Raw genomic sequence first — 15,605 nt, 5'->3', positions numbered from 1 at the left:
TGCTTTCACGAATGTATATTTTGTTCTAGCCCTTTACATTTTTCGCAAAAACTTGCTGTTTGCTCATTTCCGCAAATTGTAAACTCAAGAAATTTACTCTTTAACTCTTGCACCATCTTCGTTCCAATCCCCACATGACGGTGAGACGGATTTACACTTAAATGCTGAATTTCTAATACTTGATTCTCTTTTTTTACAATCCCCATTATTCCAACAAAATCTTCATTTTCTTTCCACAAATACAATTGCCAATCATCTTTTGCTTCATATTCTTTCATTGTCAATTGTAATGTTTTCACATCTTTTTCAGTTGGCATAAACGAAAGAAGCCCCATTGCAATTTTTTCATAACTTTTTTTAAAACGAATTAACATAACCCTTATCCCTTCTCACAAAAGTTACAAACTAGTAATCCCCTCAATCACTCTTTTCATATCACATTCATTTTACAATATTTTCAACAGAGTGAGAAGAGTCTAAAACAACTTGATAATCATACAAAGCGAAAAGAAGAAAGTCAAATCTATGTTTCAGCACTATTCCTTTAATAAATAGAGTGAAAAAAAGAAAATTTTATATAGAATGAAAAGAAACATATCATTCAACATCACTTCATTCATAATTACCCTAAAGCAGCACAATTCTAGCAAAATTAATATAACAAAAAATATTTGTTGAAACATATAATGTAATGTATTCTATGTAATTTGTTAAAGGTTTGTTCTCACAAGCAATATATTTTAGCAACAATACTACTTGTATGATGCTGTAGAAGAAGTACTCAATCTCATTAAAAATAAAAAAGAGAGCAAAAGCTCTCTTTTCCCTTACCTTACCTTATTCTTCCCAAACTTTAACTTCTTTCATTACATCGCCTTGACGCATTTTTAATACTGTTTCAATACCGCTTGTTACTTTACCAAATACAGTATGAACGCCATCTAAATGTGGCTGTGGCTCATGAACAACAAAGAATTGGCTACCGCCTGTGTTACGGCCAGCGTGAGCCATAGAAAGTGATCCTACAAGGTGTCTATGAGGGTTTCCATCAGTTTCACATGGAATAGAGTAACCTGGACCACCAGCACCTGTACCTGTTGGGTCTCCACCTTGGCTTACGAAGCCAGGAATAACACGGTGGAATGTAACACCGTCATAAAATCCTTGCTCTGCTAATTTTTTAAAGTTTTCTACTGTTTTTGGCGCTTCTTCTGGGAAAAATTCCAATTCGATTTTTTCACCGTTTTCCATTAATATGTATCCTAAAGTTTTCATATGTATATGTCTCCTTTCAACTATCTCAGCACTATATTACCACATTCATGACTAGAAACAAAAAGAATCCGACAATCTAGATACTTCTTTTTTGAAATGTGGAAAAAGCTAGGTGACAAATAAGAAATATATACTATAATAACTTTGTTGCCCGAAAATTTTAGAAAGAGAAAGGGAGCGGTTTTTCGTGAAAACGAAATTATTAGCTCTGCTATTAGCTGTAACGGTATTTATGATGCCAACAGCTTCATTTGCAGACATCATCGAGGGAGAATCAATTGTTACACTAGGAGAGAACTTATCCGAACAACAAAAACAAGATCTGTTAAAAGAAATGAAAGCACCGAAAGATGCTACAATTATCACTGTATCTAATGCGGAAGAACATAAATTTCTAGAAGGCATTGTTCCAAAAGCACAAATTGGTACGAGAGCAATTTCTTCTTCTATGATTACATACACAAAACCAGGATCTGGTCTTATTGTACGATCAAAGAACATTAACTGGGTAACAGATGCAATGTACACTAACGCTTTGATTACAGCAGGTGTAAAAGATGCAGAAATTCAAATTACTGCACCTTTTAAAGTTTCAGGAACTGCAGCTTTAACTGGATTAATGAAAGCATATGAAACTGCGTCCAATAAACCAATTCCGGAAGAAGTTAAAAAAGTAGCGAATGAAGAAATGGTACAAACAGCCCAGCTTGGTGATAAAATTGGTGAAGAAAAAGCAGTTCAACTTGTTGCAAAAATTAAAGAAGAAATTGCAAAAGAACAGCCAAAAACAACAGAAGATTTACGTTCATTAATTAAAAAAATTGCTGATCAACTCGGCATTACATTAACAGATGAACAGTTAGATAACCTAGTAGCGTTATTTGATAAAATGAAGAATCTTAATATCGATTGGAATCAAGTTGGTAGTCAATTAAACAAAGCAAAAGAACACGTTTCTGCCTTTTTAGGATCTGAAGAAGGACAAAGTTTTCTAGATAAAGTGAAAGATTTCTTCTCAAGTATCATTGATTTTGTTAAATCTTTATTCAAGTAAAAAAGAAGCCCGCGAGTGACGGGCTTCTTTTTTATACAAGTAACGGTAATTTCATAACAGCCTCTTCAACCGAACGCACTATATGATTTGCTTTCTCCTTTACATATGGATGGGCATGATGAAGAGTAAATGAATGCGGGGTTACTTCAAACATAGAAATATCATTGAAGGAATCTCCAATACAAGCAACTTCATTTGCTTCAATTTGCAAATGGTCCATTAGTCGCTTTAGAGCACTCCCCTTACTCACGCCTCTTGGCATAATATCAACATAGCGTTTACCTGATATAAAAACTTCCGCTTCGCCTTGAAACATATCTCGTAGCTCTTGATCTAACGTCACAATTTTCTCTTCTTCTCCAAAAACAAACAATTTTGCAGGGTGTACAGTCTTACCAAACTCTTCTTCTAACGCTTCAATTTCAGCGATATGCACGCCCATATACATTTCGAAATTATGGTGATGTTCATTTTTCCTTTTTGTATATCGTTGCTCATTTGCACAAACAATATCCGCTAGTCCTTTTTTATGTATATATCGATATATTTCCTGGGCAACAGTATTTTCAAAACTCGATTCATGAAATAAACTCCCATCTGGAAGTAACATTGTCGCTCCATTTAAGCCAGTTGTGTAATATGGGAATGAAAACCTTTTTACAACTTCATCAATTCTGTGTGTAAAGCGGCCAGAGGCAAAACAAATATTTGTCCCTTTCTCAGCTAACCAACACAGCGCACGTTCATCTTCTTTTTGCATATGATTCACATCGTAAACGAGCGTGTCATCTAAATCACTTACAAATAATTTAATCATGTCCTCTTCCCCTTCCATACACAATATCTACTCTAAGTGTACACAAAAAATGTTTGATTTTTGTTAAAAAACAATAAATTTTTACTAAAAAAAATAAACGGGTGTATAATCCCGTTTATTTTTGTCTTTTTACATTTTGAGGTCTTACAATACTTGGTCGTACTTTTAAACTAGACATCGTTGGACGGAGTAAAATTTTTGTTAACGCGCCCCAATCAAATGGTAAAAACGGCCATAAATAAGGTGTTTGTAAACTTTTTATAGACGTTAAAAATAAAATTAATATCGTCATACCAATTACAAATCCCATCTCATGGAAGAGACCTGTTAAAATAATAACAAACAATTTCCCAACCTTATTCCCTAATCCTAATTCATAACTCGGTGTTGCATATGCACCAATCATCGAAACCGCTACATACAAAATTACTTCTGGCACAAACAAACCTACATCAATTGCAATTTGACCAATTAATATGGCGGAAATCAACCCTGCTGCAGACGATAACGGCGTTGGAGTATGAATGGCTGCCATCCTTAAAAACTCAAGTCCCACCTCTGCCATTAACACCTGTAATAGGATTGGTAAATGCGTCATCTTAGTCGGTCCAATAAAAGCAAGATTTGCTGGCAAAAGAGTTGGATCAAATACAAACACTAACCAAAATGGTAATAAAAATAACGAGAATATAACACCTAAAAAGCGCACCCAGCGTAAAAATGTACCGACAGCTGGATTTTGTCTAAACTCTTCTGCGTGCTGTAAATGATGAAAATATGTTGTCGGTGTAATCATAGCACTTGGTGATGTGTCAACGAGTACTAACACATGTCCTTCTAGTAGATGATTTGCTGCTACATCTGGCCTTTCTGTATATCGAATAAGCGGGAATGGGTTATAGCTTTGCTTTACAACAAATTCTTCTACTGTTTTATCCGCCATCGTAATTCCATCTACATCGATGTTATTTAATTCTTGTTTTATAATCTTTACTAAATCTGGATTTGCAACATCTTGAACGTATGTAATACAAATATCCGTTTGTGATCTATCTCCTACTCGAACCATTTCATTTCGAAGTCGTGGATCTCGAATTCTCCTACGAATTAACGCTGTATTTACAACGATATTTTCAACAAATCCATCCCTCGCACCGCGTACTACCTTTTCGGTATCTGGTTCTGTCGGTGTTCGCCCTGGATAACTACGAACATCAATCGCGAACGCTTCCGTTTCCCCTTCCACAAATATCACAATGAGCCCTGATAATACTTGGAGCATTACCTCATCCATCGTTTTCACTTTGCTTACTTGTTGATGGATTAAGCGATTCTCTAAAAGCTTCACTGTATCTTCTTCTACATCCCTTATCTCATTTGTATCCACCGCTTCTTCTAAAATAGGGATAATATAATTTGTATCACAAAGTCCGTTTACAAATAACACACCGATTTCTTTATTCGAAATTTGAAATTTACGAATGCCAACATCGTATGTAACGCCTAGTCCAACTGTCTGCTTTAAATAATTTTCATTATCACTTATGAAAGTTGATATAGGGATATCCACTTTTTTAGGCTTCGTCATAAAAACCACTCCTTTCCAAAATTAATTGAATCGCTTTTCTAGTAATAGGTGATCCCCTCTCCCATTCATCATTCCCGCACATCTTACCAATGTCACCGACTCCAACGATGACAGGAACATTCAAGTCATCTAAACAATAAATTGTATCTCCGCTAATTCTGCCAATTTCACCATCTGGAAGTCCAAATTTATCAACACCGTATTCGGTTAAATTTCCGTTCCGATCTACACTTACATCTACACGTGCCCATTCCCAATGATGCGTATTAGACGCTACCGCTAAAATACCGAGCACATCAATTTGTTTATGGGTAGCTACATATTTTAAAGCCTTTTCACCAGATCCTTCTCCAATAAATCCACTGTCATCAAACATGACAAATACAGGGTCATATGGCGTTTGCATAATAAGCTCAACAACTTTTTTCCCTGTCAATTTGGTTGGATTACTTTGTGATGCTGAAATACACCTTCCCCCAAATTCCTTTGTTAAAAGCTCAATTGTCCGCTTTGCATATTCATCTCCATCTGTGACCAAAACAACCCTTCGTCTCATTTGATTTATCCTTTCGGTTTACATATAAGTGCTATAAAAAACGAAAACAATATCGCTGCGGAAATGCCCGCAGACGTTAAACTAAACATGCCAATACCAATTCCTAAATATCCATGTTTTTCTGCTGCATGCATTGCTCCGTGCAATAGTGAATGTCCAAAACTTGTAATAGGGACTGTTGCTCCAGCACCTGCAAACTTTATTAGTTTATCGTACAATCCAAATCCATCTAAAATTGCTCCGATGACTACAAAAGTTGCCATTAAATGAGCTGGTGTTAACTTTGCGAAATCTAACAATAGTTGCCCAATTACACAAATAGCTCCACCTACAAGAAATGCATATATAAAATCCACAATTCACTCTCCTTTAACTCTCTCAAATACGACACCATGTGCAATTGTTGGAATCGTTTCTTTCTGTTGCATCATTATCGGGCTTAATAATGCGCCAGTGGCAACGACAAAAATTCGTTGTAAATTCCCTTTTTGCATCTCGTGTAATAAATGGCCATATGTGACAACTGCTGAACAAGCGCAACCACTACCACCTGCAAACACTTCTTCTTGACTTGATTCATAAATCATTAATCCGCAATCATTGTATATATGTCCAAGATCGTAACCTTCCTCAAGTAAAAGTTGTTTTGCAATCGGTGTCCCAACAGCTGATAAATCACCCGTAACAATCAAATCATAGTCATCGGCACTTCTTCTTAAATCTTCAAAATGCTGTTGAATTGTATGAGCTGCTGCTGGAGCCATCGCTGCCCCCATATCCAAAGGATTTGTGATTCCTAAATCTTGCACTTTTCCGATTGTAGCCGCCGTAATTTTAATTGTACTTTTTTCATTACTAATTAATATAGATCCTGCACCAGTCACAGTTGAATTTGCTGTCCCTGGTTTTTGCCCACCGTACTCTGTTGGATAGCGAAATTGTCTTTCAGCCGTTGCATTATGACTACTTACTGTAGCTAAGACACGATTTGCAAATCCACCGTCTATAAAAGCTGATCCAACTGCTAAAGTCTCCATAGACGTCGCACAGGCGCTAAACATTCCTAAAAAAGGAATGCCCCACTTACGCGCAACATAATTTGCTGTCACTGTTTGATTTAATAAATCTCCCGCTAAAAAGAAATCAATTTGCGATGTTTTTATATTCCCTTTTTGCACTGCTTGTTGAATTGAGTCTGACATTAATCTTCGTTCGGCGAGCTCCCAATTTTCCTCTCCACAATGCAAGTCATCATATGAAATATCAAAATCTTTTCCAAGAGGGCCCTCAGCTTCTTTCGGACCGACAGCAGTACCCGTTGCATTCACATATATATCGTTTTGAAATACCCACGTTTGTTTTCCGGTCAACCTCATACTAGCCCCTCCTTTAAGACATAAAAATTTTAAAGGTATACCTTATTAACCCAATGATATATGCACCAACAACCCCAAATACAATCACACTTCCTGCCAGTTTAAACATATTTGTCGCAATCCCTAGAACAATCCCTTCACTCTTATGTTCTAAGGCAGCGCTCGCCATAGAATTTGCAAATCCTGTTACCGGTACCGCTGATCCTGCTCCAGCAAATTGACCGATTTTATCATATACACCACATCCTGTTAAAATCGCGGATAATAAAACAAGCGTTGCAACAGTTGGGTTTCCTGCCTCTTGTTCACTGAAGTGAAAATAATGTATATAAAATTTCATCAATACTTCTCCAACTGTACAAATGAGTCCACCTACAAGAAATGCTTTGATACAATTTAGTAAATAGTTTGGCTTTGGATGATACTCCTTCACTTTATTTATGTAATCATCCTTCAATTTCTGACTTGTCATTTATATACTGCCTCCTACTTTACGAAATAAATCCAGTGAAACAACGAGCCTATTACTTTCCCAAGTACAAGAGCAACGAGTAAAACAATAATCTTCCCCTCTATCCCTACTCGTTTCGCTAAAATAGGTAGAACATTTAACACCTCTGTTAATGCCGCAGCGAGCATTCCAATGAACGTACCACAAAATAGCCCTAATATAACGAGCCAATATTGCGACGTTTGAAATGTAATGTTTTTCAAACTGCACCAAGCCCCTGTTAAAGTACCTGCAATGACTGCCCACTCAAAATATTGAATATGCTTTCCACTTCTCGTTAATTGAGCTAAACGGGGGATTATACCAAGTACAGCTAAAAATGCGACATATCCGCTACCTACCGCTATCCCTCCAGCTAAACCAATTAAAATAACAAATCCAGACTCAATCATCGGCAAGTTGTTTCATATTATCCTTGTTTTCATTAACGATTACATATTGATCAAGCGACTGTTGGTATTGAAACATCTCAACTTCTAACGGACTCGGCTCTTCATTAATTCGTTTTTGAAATACATGATTAAAGAATAGAACCATCCCTAAGCCAAGACCTACAGAATAAGGAATTTGAAATAAAAGTGGTTGTGCATTAAATTCTCCAGTAATCATGTAATATAACCGTTGATGTACTTGTTGCATACTTACATCCTCATGGAAATAAATGATTGCAAGAGCTGCTCCAATAAAAAGTAATAACCATACAAGTCCAAAGAAAACTGGGTGCACTTTCTTTTTTTCATAAATAATTTCAACAAGAGTTTGTCCAGAACCGAGTAAATTAATTTGTATGTGATCTGCTTTTCGCCTAATAATCTCAATTATCTTCATAACATCAATTACAACATGTGTCTTATCGTGTGCTGTTATTTTGTAAACAATCTCATTTTGTAACGCTTCAACTACGAAAGCATCTCCAGCAAGCTGAGCAACATCACCTAGCTTCACTTCATACGAAGGAGAAACTTTTAAACGATTGCGCATTTTAATATAAATCGTTTGTTCCAACTTTCATTCACCCCTTCACTCTTCCTCGTAGTTGTAGTATGGTTATTGAATTTTTTTCTAATACAATTTTTTCATAAAAAAACATCTGCACCATTTTGGTACAGATGTTTTTTTACTTATGCCTTTTTCTTAAATAAGTTTGCAATACTTAATGCAAGCCCTCCCCAAATGACTACTATTCCAATAACCATCATCATAATCGCTGATCCACTCATTATGAAACACCTCGATCTTTCCATTCTTTTTCAAGCTTGGCAGAATCCGAATGAATTTGTGCATCCCATTTTTTCAGGCCAATGATTATTGCAACTATGAGGAATGCTGCTGCTATCGACCAACCATACGTTACAACAAACTCAGTCGGATAATCGCCGTAGTTCTTTTTAATATTTTGGATTGTACCATCAATTAGCATATACCCTAACATAAGCGGAGTAATAACGAGTAAACTCACTCTCCAAAACGTTCCTAATTTAATATCAGATACAAAGTTTGCATGATTTTGATACACTGGTAAACGGCGTAAAATGAGCCCTATCGTAACTACTTCCGCAAGTGCAATTGTAATTAATCCGAAATTATTAGCGAAATAGTCGACAACATCTAAGAACATAAGTCCACCACGTGTTGCAAAAACAAGAGAAACTAACACGAGAAGGGTTCCCATAATTCCAATAGTTTTTTCCCGACTTAAACTGAATTTTTCAGATACAGCGGCAAAGCATACTTCCGCGAGTGAAATAAGTGATGTAATTCCAGCAACCGTTAACGATAAGAAAAATAAAACACCAAACAACGGTGACATCGGCAATTCATTAATAATTTGTGGAAATACTACGAACGCAAGCCCAACGCCAGCACTTGCCACTTTATCAACTGGTACTCCCATATTATTTGCCATAAATCCAAGAGCTGCAAAGACCCCAATACCTGCTAATAATTCAAATCCTGAGTTTGCAAATCCAGTAATAAAGGCATTATTTGTTGTATCCGAATTTTTTGGTAAATAACTAGAATACGTAATCATAATTCCAAATGCTAAAGATAAACTAAAGAATATTTGGCCGTAAGCAGCAAGCCATACTTTCCCATCAAAAATACGACTCCAATCTGGTTTAAAGAATGCATCTAGTCCTTGCATAGCACCTTCCATCGTCACTGCACGAACGACGATAATAAGGAACATAACAACTAATAAAGGAATAAATATACGGTTAACAACTTCGATTCCTTTTTTAACTCCTTTAAATGCAACGCCAAGCACAATAATCCAAACGAGAGCTAACGGAATTAATACTTCTGGTACAAGTCCTCCAAATTGTCCTGGCTTATCTGCAACATGTAAGTACTCTTTAAATAAAAATGATTGCGTGTCTTTTCCCCATGCTCCAGTAATTGCAAAGTATGTATACGATATAGACCAAGCAATAATCACTGCATAATATGTTGAAACAATAAATGTTACGCACATTTGCCACCATCCAATAAATTCTGCACGCGGGCTAATACGGAAAAATGTAAGTGGTGCTGAGCCACGATGACGATGACCAAGGGCAAACTCAAACGCTAACAACGAAATACCAGTCGTTAATAATGCAAATAAATACGGTAAAAAGAATGCTCCTCCTCCATTTTCATACGCTGTATAAGGAAAACGCCATATGTTTCCTAATCCAACGGCAGATCCGACCGCTGCGAAAATAAATCCAGCTCTCGTTCCCCATTGTTGCCTCGTTTCCATGTTTCCTTCCCCCTTTATGACAAGTTCATACTTGGATTATATTTTAAATTGACTAAATTATCAATAAATTCTGTTAATTTTTGCGAAAATTAACATTTCTCTCCTATTAACTGCATAAAAAAATCGAATAGACAATTATTCGTCTATTCGATCTTTCATCTGTTTTAATATTTTCTTTTCAAGTCTTGAAACTTGTACTTGCGAAATGCCTATGCGCTCGGCTACTTCTGACTGTGTTTGATCTTTATAGTAACGCAAGTATACAATTAAGCGCTCTCGTTCATCTAGTTCTCTAATCGCTTCTTTTAAAGCAATTTTATCGAACCATTTCGTTTCAGATTGATCTGCAATTTGATCTAAAATAGTGATTGGATCTCCATCGTTTTCATATACAGTTTCATGTATAGATGAAGGGGCCCGGCTCGCTTCTTGTGCTAGAACAACTTCCTCTGGCGTTAGTTCTAGTGCCTCTGCCACTTCATTAATCGTTGGAGCCCTTCCGAATTCTTTCGAAAGCTCATCTCTCATCTTTCGAATTTTGTTTCCTGTTTCTTTTAAAGACCTACTAACTTTCACTGATCCATCATCGCGTAAGAAACGTTGTATTTCACCAATAATCATTGGAACTGCATATGTTGAAAATTTCACGTCGAAAGATAAATCAAATTTATCTACCGATTTCAAGAGCCCAATACATCCAATTTGAAATAGGTCGTCTGGTTCGTATCCTCGATTAAGAAACCGCTGTACAACCGACCAAACGAGGCGCATATTACTTTGAACGATTGTATCTCTCGCTTGTTGATCTCCATCTTGACTTTTTTGAATTAACGCTTTTAGCTCGTGGTCCTTTAACTGAGGTTTCTTCTTCTCATTTTTGACCTCTATGTCCATAGGCTATTCTCCTTAATTGCATAGAGCGTTACTATTTGATAAGTATTTTGTCAAATGGATTGTTGTCCCGAAAGATTCGTTTGAAATAACTTCTACTTCATCCATAAAATTTTCCATGATAGTAAATCCCATTCCGGAACGCTCTAATTCAGGTTTAGTTGTAAAAAGGGGTTGTCTCGCTTCATCTAAGTTAAAGATTCCAATCCCTTCATCTCGAATCGTGAGTTTCACCATTGCTTCTTCCAAAATTACAGAAATATAAACAATACCTTCTGCATTTCCTTCGTATCCATGAATAATTGCATTTGTAACCGCTTCTGACACAACTGTTTTAATCTCCGTTAATTCTTCCATCGTTGGATCTAGTTGTGCAATGAAAGCCGCCACTGTAACGCGAGCGAATGATTCATTTTGACTTAATGCTGAAAATTGAAGGTTCATTTCATTTCTCATCTATGCCACCCCCAACGTCGCGAGCGCGTGCGCTTCACTTTCTTCTAAGCGAACGATTTTGAATAAGCCCGACATTTCAAATAAACGCTTAACAGGCGGTGAAATTGCACAAACAACCATTTCTCCACCTAATCCCTTTACGTGTTTATATCGGCCTAATATAACACCTAGACCAGAACTATCCATAAACGATAAGTTCTCTAGGCTCAAAACAATATGATGAACACCATGTGTCTCAATCATATCTGTTACTTTCGTTCGCAACTCTTCAGCCGTATGATGATCTAATTCACCCTCTAGTCTCACACATAGGACGTCACGTTTTACTTCTAATTGCATGGAAAGACTCACACGATTTCCTCCTTATGCTCAAACTTTACTTATTCACATACATAAAGATTTTCGTGATATAAAATAAGAATCCTTCCTGCTGACAAAAGAAGAACTATTTCGTCATAAAGTGAAACCTTTCAGCATTATTCACTTAGATACGAATAGAAAAGCGGCAAAATATTTGCCGCTATTTTGATGTTGAAAACATCCCAAAACTTCTTTTAAATAACTCCCACCAGCTCGCTGCAGCAACATCTTCTTTTGCTATAATTGTTTGTTTTAATAAAACATCTTTATCTTTTTTTATAACAAGTGTGCCAAGCGCGTCACCTTTTTTAATCGGTGCTTTTACTTTCTTTTCAGCAATTACTTCTTGTTTTACCTTGTCCATATTCTCGCCCTTCTTCATAAGAAGAGAAACATTATCTGACGCAACTAAATCTACTTTTTCTTTTTTCCCTTTTCCTACTTGAACTGTCTTAATTTTTTCGCCGCGCGTATACAATTTCTTTGTCATATATTGTCCAAATGCATAGTCAAGGAGCTTTGTCACTTGGTTGTTCCGTTCTTTTGATGTTGGTACTCCCATGACAACTGAAATGACACGCATTCCATTTTTTTCAGCCGATGCTGTTAAACAATATTTCGCTTCTGTCGTAAAACCTGTTTTTACTCCATCTACGCCAGGATAAAAACGTACTAGTTTATTCGTATTAACGAGCCAAAACTTTTTATCCGTATCTTCACGTAAATAATCTTCGTACTTACCTGTGTATTTACGAATAAGTGGATACTTCATCAATTCTCTCGCCATTATAGCCATATCATTTGCTGTCGAATAATGGTCTTTGGCCGGAAGACCTGTTGGATTTTGAAAATGTGTATTTTTCAGCCCTAAATCTTTCGCCTTTTTGTTCATCATATTTACAAATCCTTCTTCTGAACCTGCGATGTGCTCGGCTACTGCAACAGATGCGTCATTTCCAGATGCAATTGCAATACCCTTTAACATCTCATTTACAGTCATCTCTTCCCCAGGTTCTAAAAAGATTTGCGATCCACCCATTGAAGCTGCATGTTCGCTTGCTCTAACTTTATCGGTCAGTTTTAGTTTTCCTTTTTCAACTTGTTCCATAATTAAAAGCATTGTCATAATCTTTGTCATACTAGCAGGTGGTAATTTTTCATTTGGGTTTTTATCAAATAAAACTTTACCTGTATCTTGCTCAATTACGATTGCTGACGACGCTTGTTCCGCTAACTTCGGCGTTGTTTCTTCTGTTTTCTCCTGCTTCGTTTTTTCAGATTGCGCAAAACTCACTGAAGTTCCAGAAAGCAATAACATGAAACAAACAAGTATTCCAAAAACTCGCTTCATGACTAACCCTCCATTCTATATCAGACCTATTTTTTCCAATTCCCCTTTTTTTAATACCAATTTTTTCTATTATTTTCAGTTGACAAATACATTCGCCCCCTATATTGTATTAAGTGTATTACACATAGTAGTACACTTAATACATATGAGGAAGGAGACATTGCTCTTGCATATTCAACTTGACCCAAGAAGCAACACTCCGATATGGGAACAAATTGTTCAAAATATAAAAGAACTCGTATTGAAAAACATGTTGGCTCCAAGTGATAAACTTCCTTCTGTACGCGAACTCGCTTCTTTACTCGTTATAAATCCAAATACAGTGAGTAAAGCGTATCAAGAGTTAGAGCGACAAGGAATTATTGAAACGTTACGAGGAAAAGGAACATTTGTATCCCAATCGATTACCCCAACATTAGACGAAAGGAAAATCGCTATGGTTGAAAAGCAATTTCATCAATTACTATTAGAAGCCTCTTATCTTGGTATTACGAAAGATAAAATTCATGATTGGATAGATTCATACTATAAAGAGATTGGAGGGAATACGGATGTTGAAAGTGACAAGCTTGAAGAAAACAATTGATAATCAAACAATTTTAGACGATGTTTCTTTCACATTACAAAAAGGTAGTATCGTCGGATTACTTGGAAGAAATGGTGCGGGGAAAACAACTTTATTACGAACGATAGTCGGCATTTTAGACCCAGATGAGGGAACTGTTACATATGAAGATATCGACATTCATAAGAATCCTGAAACGAAACAAAAAATCGTATATGTCCCGGATTCTACTAACATACTGAACGGTTATACAGTAAAAGAAATCGTGAAGTTTTATAAAGCAGTTTATACCGCATTTGATGAACCATATTTCTACGAACTACTAGAACGTTTCAACTTACCAAACAAACGAATTCGTAGTTATTCAAAAGGAATGAAGGCACTGCTTGCCATCATTTTAGCTGTTGCTGCACAGGCAGAATATATTATTTTAGATGAACCAACAAACGGACTTGATCCTATCGTTAAAAGACAGATTTTACAGTTTCTCGTTGGAGAAGTTGCAGAAAAAGAGATTACCATTTTCATATCTACCCATCATTTAGATGAAGTTGAACAAATTGCAGATACAATCATCATATTAAAAGGACATACCGTATCTTCTATTACATCACTAGACGATGCAAAATCACAATTTGCTAAAATTCAAGTTGCTTATGAACGATCATTACCTCAAAAACTAGAAAACTTAAGCAATATTAAAATATTAAATCAAACGGGAAAAGTATATACGATTTTAATTGAAGGAAATGTAGCTGTAACGCTTGAGAAGTTTTATAAAGAGCAACCTATACTCATTGAAGAATTAACAATGTCACTTGAAGATATTTTTATCACTACATTTGAGGAGGATTCACATGTTTCATAAAGCTTTATGGATGAGGCAATGGAAGCAAGGAAAATATATAATTCTATTATTCTGGTTAACTAGTTTATATCAACTACCTTATAAATATTATCAAGAAGCGCAAATGCAACTAAAACTATCAAAAATGAAGTTTGGTGACTATGCATATTACTACTCCTACTATTTTCAGACATCTGATGGTGCCGTCTTCTTTCAAGGAGCTACTCTAATTGCACTCGCTTGTCTTTTAATTGGATGGGAACGTAATAATCAATCAACTGATTTTCTATTCTCGATGCCTTTTAAACGAAAGGATATTTTTTTAACAAAATGGTGGCTTGGTGTTTTGAATATTATTATAGTACAAATTGTTTGCTGGATTAGCATGTACGGAATAAAGAACATGTCGTTTCACAATGAGTATCAAACCTTTGCTCCGTTCTATAGTTACTTTCTATATGCTACCGTTGTACTTATCGCTATTTATACATTCACCTTATTTATCGGGACTTTTACTGGACATATATTTTCTCAAAGTATTTTAACTATCATTCTATTATTTTTACCATACGGTTTTGGATGGTTAATTTCCGGATTCATTTATTCACACGCACAATGGTCTGTAGATGCAATCGGAGAAATAGAGCTCCATACTCATGAGTACTTACAACATATAGGTATCATTTCACCATTAGAATATTTTTCTATTACTTATGATTACCACCCGATAGAAACATTTGATGACTATGGCAATAAACTTCCCAGTGTATCACAGGACAATCCTACGGAGCGTATTTCTGTACCTTCTCCTTGGACACTATTAACACCATTTTCTTACATCATTACCTTTTTATCAATAGCAACCTTTCTATACACACGTACACCGAACGAACAAAGTGGAAAAATACTATTGTTTCCTAACTTGCAAAAATGGTTCATAATTTGCACTGTTCTATGCTTCGGACTACTTGGTGGTAGAATATTAGGCGGACGAGATGCACTTCTGTCTTATTATGTTGGATTTTTCCTATTCGCTACCATAAGTTACTTCATTTTTACACGTCTATTAAAATTGAAGTTTGCTTTTGTAGGGAAATAAATATGCATTAAGGTGGTGGATACATGTTTCCAAAAGCATCTTAGATGTGAAACTATAAACACGGAACAATGACATTAAATAGAAGCTGACGAAAAAGGTATATAATGACAAAA

20 protein-coding genes are annotated in these 15,605 nt (G+C 36.0%); 4 read left to right on the top strand and 16 right to left on the bottom strand.

The features are described from left to right. Positions 1-5: 5 nt before the first annotated feature. Together ribT and ACO6VI_RS09540 are read right to left on the bottom strand one after the other, a co-directional pair. Complete coding sequence (ribT, locus tag ACO6VI_RS09545) at positions 6-374, bottom strand: GNAT family N-acetyltransferase RibT (RefSeq protein WP_000908401.1); 369 nt, start codon at positions 372-374, stop codon at positions 6-8. Positions 375-837: 463 nt separating this feature from the next. Beyond that, complete coding sequence (locus tag ACO6VI_RS09540; RefSeq protein WP_000853790.1) at positions 838-1,275, bottom strand: peptidylprolyl isomerase; 438 nt, start codon at positions 1,273-1,275, stop codon at positions 838-840. A gap of 187 nt (positions 1,276-1,462) precedes the next feature. Here ACO6VI_RS09540 and ACO6VI_RS09535 point away from each other — a divergent pair, with 187 nt between their 5' ends. Further along, on the top strand, positions 1,463-2,329 hold the full coding sequence (locus ACO6VI_RS09535; protein WP_000850513.1) for a DUF1002 domain-containing protein: 867 nt from the start codon (positions 1,463-1,465) through the stop codon (positions 2,327-2,329). A 31-nt stretch (positions 2,330-2,360) separates the two neighbouring features. Here ACO6VI_RS09535 and ACO6VI_RS09530 read toward each other — a convergent pair whose 3' ends face one another. The 14 genes from ACO6VI_RS09530 to dacF form a co-directional block, all read right to left on the bottom strand. Beyond that, the gene (locus ACO6VI_RS09530; RefSeq protein ID WP_161520085.1) at positions 2,361-3,164 is read right to left on the bottom strand and encodes a Cof-type HAD-IIB family hydrolase; all 804 of its coding nucleotides are present in this window, start codon (positions 3,162-3,164) and stop codon (positions 2,361-2,363) included. A gap of 97 nt (positions 3,165-3,261) precedes the next feature. Continuing rightward, a complete protein-coding gene (gene spoVAF, locus ACO6VI_RS09525; protein ID WP_161520084.1) occupies positions 3,262-4,734 on the bottom strand; it encodes a spore germination protein SpoVAF in 1,473 nt (490 codons plus the stop codon). Continuing rightward, complete coding sequence (locus ACO6VI_RS09520) at positions 4,721-5,290, bottom strand: stage V sporulation protein AE (protein WP_001254416.1); 570 nt, start codon at positions 5,288-5,290, stop codon at positions 4,721-4,723. The genes spoVAF and ACO6VI_RS09520 overlap by 14 nt, the downstream gene beginning before the upstream one ends. Positions 5,291-5,295: 5 nt before the next feature. After that, positions 5,296-5,646 carry a stage V sporulation protein AE gene (gene spoVAE / locus ACO6VI_RS09515; RefSeq protein WP_000345907.1) on the bottom strand — a complete coding sequence of 117 codons (351 nt, stop codon included), beginning with the start codon at positions 5,644-5,646 and terminating at the stop codon, positions 5,296-5,298. A gap of 3 nt (positions 5,647-5,649) precedes the next feature. Then, a complete protein-coding gene (gene spoVAD, locus ACO6VI_RS09510) occupies positions 5,650-6,666 on the bottom strand; it encodes a stage V sporulation protein AD (RefSeq protein WP_016080391.1) in 1,017 nt (338 codons plus the stop codon). 13 nt (positions 6,667-6,679) lie between these two features. Next, complete coding sequence (spoVAC, locus tag ACO6VI_RS09505) at positions 6,680-7,138, bottom strand: stage V sporulation protein AC (protein WP_000203808.1); 459 nt, start codon at positions 7,136-7,138, stop codon at positions 6,680-6,682. Between the two features lie 14 nt (positions 7,139-7,152). After that, entirely contained in the window at positions 7,153-7,569 is a 417-nt protein-coding gene (gene spoVAB, locus ACO6VI_RS09500; protein WP_043352414.1) for a stage V sporulation protein SpoVAB, read from the bottom strand. Further along, complete coding sequence (locus ACO6VI_RS09495) at positions 7,562-8,182, bottom strand: stage V sporulation protein AA (RefSeq protein WP_161520083.1); 621 nt, start codon at positions 8,180-8,182, stop codon at positions 7,562-7,564. Before ACO6VI_RS09495 ends, spoVAB begins: the two co-directional genes overlap by 8 nt. Before the next feature lie 116 nt (positions 8,183-8,298). Next, on the bottom strand, positions 8,299-8,397 hold the full coding sequence (locus tag ACO6VI_RS09490) for a methionine/alanine import family NSS transporter small subunit (RefSeq protein WP_000016826.1): 99 nt from the start codon (positions 8,395-8,397) through the stop codon (positions 8,299-8,301). Then, complete coding sequence (locus ACO6VI_RS09485; protein WP_000450088.1) at positions 8,397-9,923, bottom strand: sodium-dependent transporter; 1,527 nt, start codon at positions 9,921-9,923, stop codon at positions 8,397-8,399. The genes ACO6VI_RS09490 and ACO6VI_RS09485 overlap by 1 nt, the downstream gene beginning before the upstream one ends. 135 nt (positions 9,924-10,058) lie before the next feature. After that, entirely contained in the window at positions 10,059-10,817 is a 759-nt protein-coding gene (gene sigF / locus ACO6VI_RS09480; protein WP_000350729.1) for an RNA polymerase sporulation sigma factor SigF, read from the bottom strand. 12 nt (positions 10,818-10,829) lie between these two features. Then, on the bottom strand, positions 10,830-11,270 hold the full coding sequence (spoIIAB, locus tag ACO6VI_RS09475) for an anti-sigma F factor (protein WP_001243398.1): 441 nt from the start codon (positions 11,268-11,270) through the stop codon (positions 10,830-10,832). After that, positions 11,271-11,621, bottom strand: a complete 351-nt coding sequence (gene spoIIAA / locus ACO6VI_RS09470; protein WP_000059135.1) for an anti-sigma F factor antagonist — start codon at positions 11,619-11,621, stop codon at positions 11,271-11,273. It abuts the gene before it with no gap. A 169-nt stretch (positions 11,622-11,790) separates the two neighbouring features. Next, a complete protein-coding gene (gene dacF / locus ACO6VI_RS09465) occupies positions 11,791-12,981 on the bottom strand; it encodes a serine-type D-Ala-D-Ala carboxypeptidase DacF (RefSeq protein ID WP_098532734.1) in 1,191 nt (396 codons plus the stop codon). Between the two features lie 166 nt (positions 12,982-13,147). Here dacF and ACO6VI_RS09460 point away from each other — a divergent pair, with 166 nt between their 5' ends. The 3 genes from ACO6VI_RS09460 to ACO6VI_RS09450 are packed head-to-tail and all read left to right on the top strand — an operon-like array spanning position 13,148 to position 15,492. Then, positions 13,148-13,567 (top strand): GntR family transcriptional regulator, encoded by a 420-nt coding sequence (locus ACO6VI_RS09460; protein ID WP_000548027.1) that lies wholly within the window; start codon positions 13,148-13,150, stop codon positions 13,565-13,567. After that, complete coding sequence (locus tag ACO6VI_RS09455; RefSeq protein WP_000922125.1) at positions 13,533-14,414, top strand: ABC transporter ATP-binding protein; 882 nt, start codon at positions 13,533-13,535, stop codon at positions 14,412-14,414. The genes ACO6VI_RS09460 and ACO6VI_RS09455 overlap by 35 nt, the downstream gene beginning before the upstream one ends. Then, positions 14,404-15,492 carry an ABC-2 transporter permease gene (locus ACO6VI_RS09450; protein ID WP_000468508.1) on the top strand — a complete coding sequence of 363 codons (1,089 nt, stop codon included), beginning with the start codon at positions 14,404-14,406 and terminating at the stop codon, positions 15,490-15,492. The genes ACO6VI_RS09455 and ACO6VI_RS09450 overlap by 11 nt, the downstream gene beginning before the upstream one ends. Positions 15,493-15,605 lie beyond the last annotated feature (113 nt).

Source organism: Bacillus sp. PSXD-155 (assembly GCF_049310765.1).
Taxonomy (GTDB): Bacteria; Bacillota; Bacilli; order Bacillales; family Bacillaceae_G; genus Bacillus_A; species Bacillus_A cereus.
This window is presented reverse-complemented; position numbering and strand designations above follow the sequence as displayed.

Coding starts and splice junctions, on each gene's coding strand:
- ribT (WP_000908401.1), bottom strand. CDS start 374: ATGTTAATTCGTTTTAAAAAAAGTTATGAAAAAATTGCAATGGGGCTT.
- ACO6VI_RS09540 (WP_000853790.1), bottom strand. CDS start 1,275: ATGAAAACTTTAGGATACATATTAATGGAAAACGGTGAAAAAATCGAA.
- ACO6VI_RS09530 (WP_161520085.1), bottom strand. CDS start 3,164: ATGGAAGGGGAAGAGGACATGATTAAATTATTTGTAAGTGATTTAGAT.
- spoVAF (WP_161520084.1), bottom strand. CDS start 4,734: ATGACGAAGCCTAAAAAAGTGGATATCCCTATATCAACTTTCATAAGT.
- ACO6VI_RS09520 (WP_001254416.1), bottom strand. CDS start 5,290: ATGAGACGAAGGGTTGTTTTGGTCACAGATGGAGATGAATATGCAAAG.
- spoVAD (WP_016080391.1), bottom strand. CDS start 6,666: ATGAGGTTGACCGGAAAACAAACGTGGGTATTTCAAAACGATATATAT.
- spoVAC (WP_000203808.1), bottom strand. CDS start 7,138: ATGACAAGTCAGAAATTGAAGGATGATTACATAAATAAAGTGAAGGAG.
- spoVAB (WP_043352414.1), bottom strand. CDS start 7,569: ATGATTGAGTCTGGATTTGTTATTTTAATTGGTTTAGCTGGAGGGATA.
- ACO6VI_RS09490 (WP_000016826.1), bottom strand. CDS start 8,397: ATGAGTGGATCAGCGATTATGATGATGGTTATTGGAATAGTAGTCATT.
- ACO6VI_RS09485 (WP_000450088.1), bottom strand. CDS start 9,923: ATGGAAACGAGGCAACAATGGGGAACGAGAGCTGGATTTATTTTCGCA.
- sigF (WP_000350729.1), bottom strand. CDS start 10,817: ATGGACATAGAGGTCAAAAATGAGAAGAAGAAACCTCAGTTAAAGGAC.
- spoIIAB (WP_001243398.1), bottom strand. CDS start 11,270: ATGAGAAATGAAATGAACCTTCAATTTTCAGCATTAAGTCAAAATGAA.
- dacF (WP_098532734.1), bottom strand. CDS start 12,981: ATGAAGCGAGTTTTTGGAATACTTGTTTGTTTCATGTTATTGCTTTCT.
- ACO6VI_RS09455 (WP_000922125.1), top strand. CDS start 13,533: ATGTTGAAAGTGACAAGCTTGAAGAAAACAATTGATAATCAAACAATT.
- ACO6VI_RS09450 (WP_000468508.1), top strand. CDS start 14,404: ATGTTTCATAAAGCTTTATGGATGAGGCAATGGAAGCAAGGAAAATAT.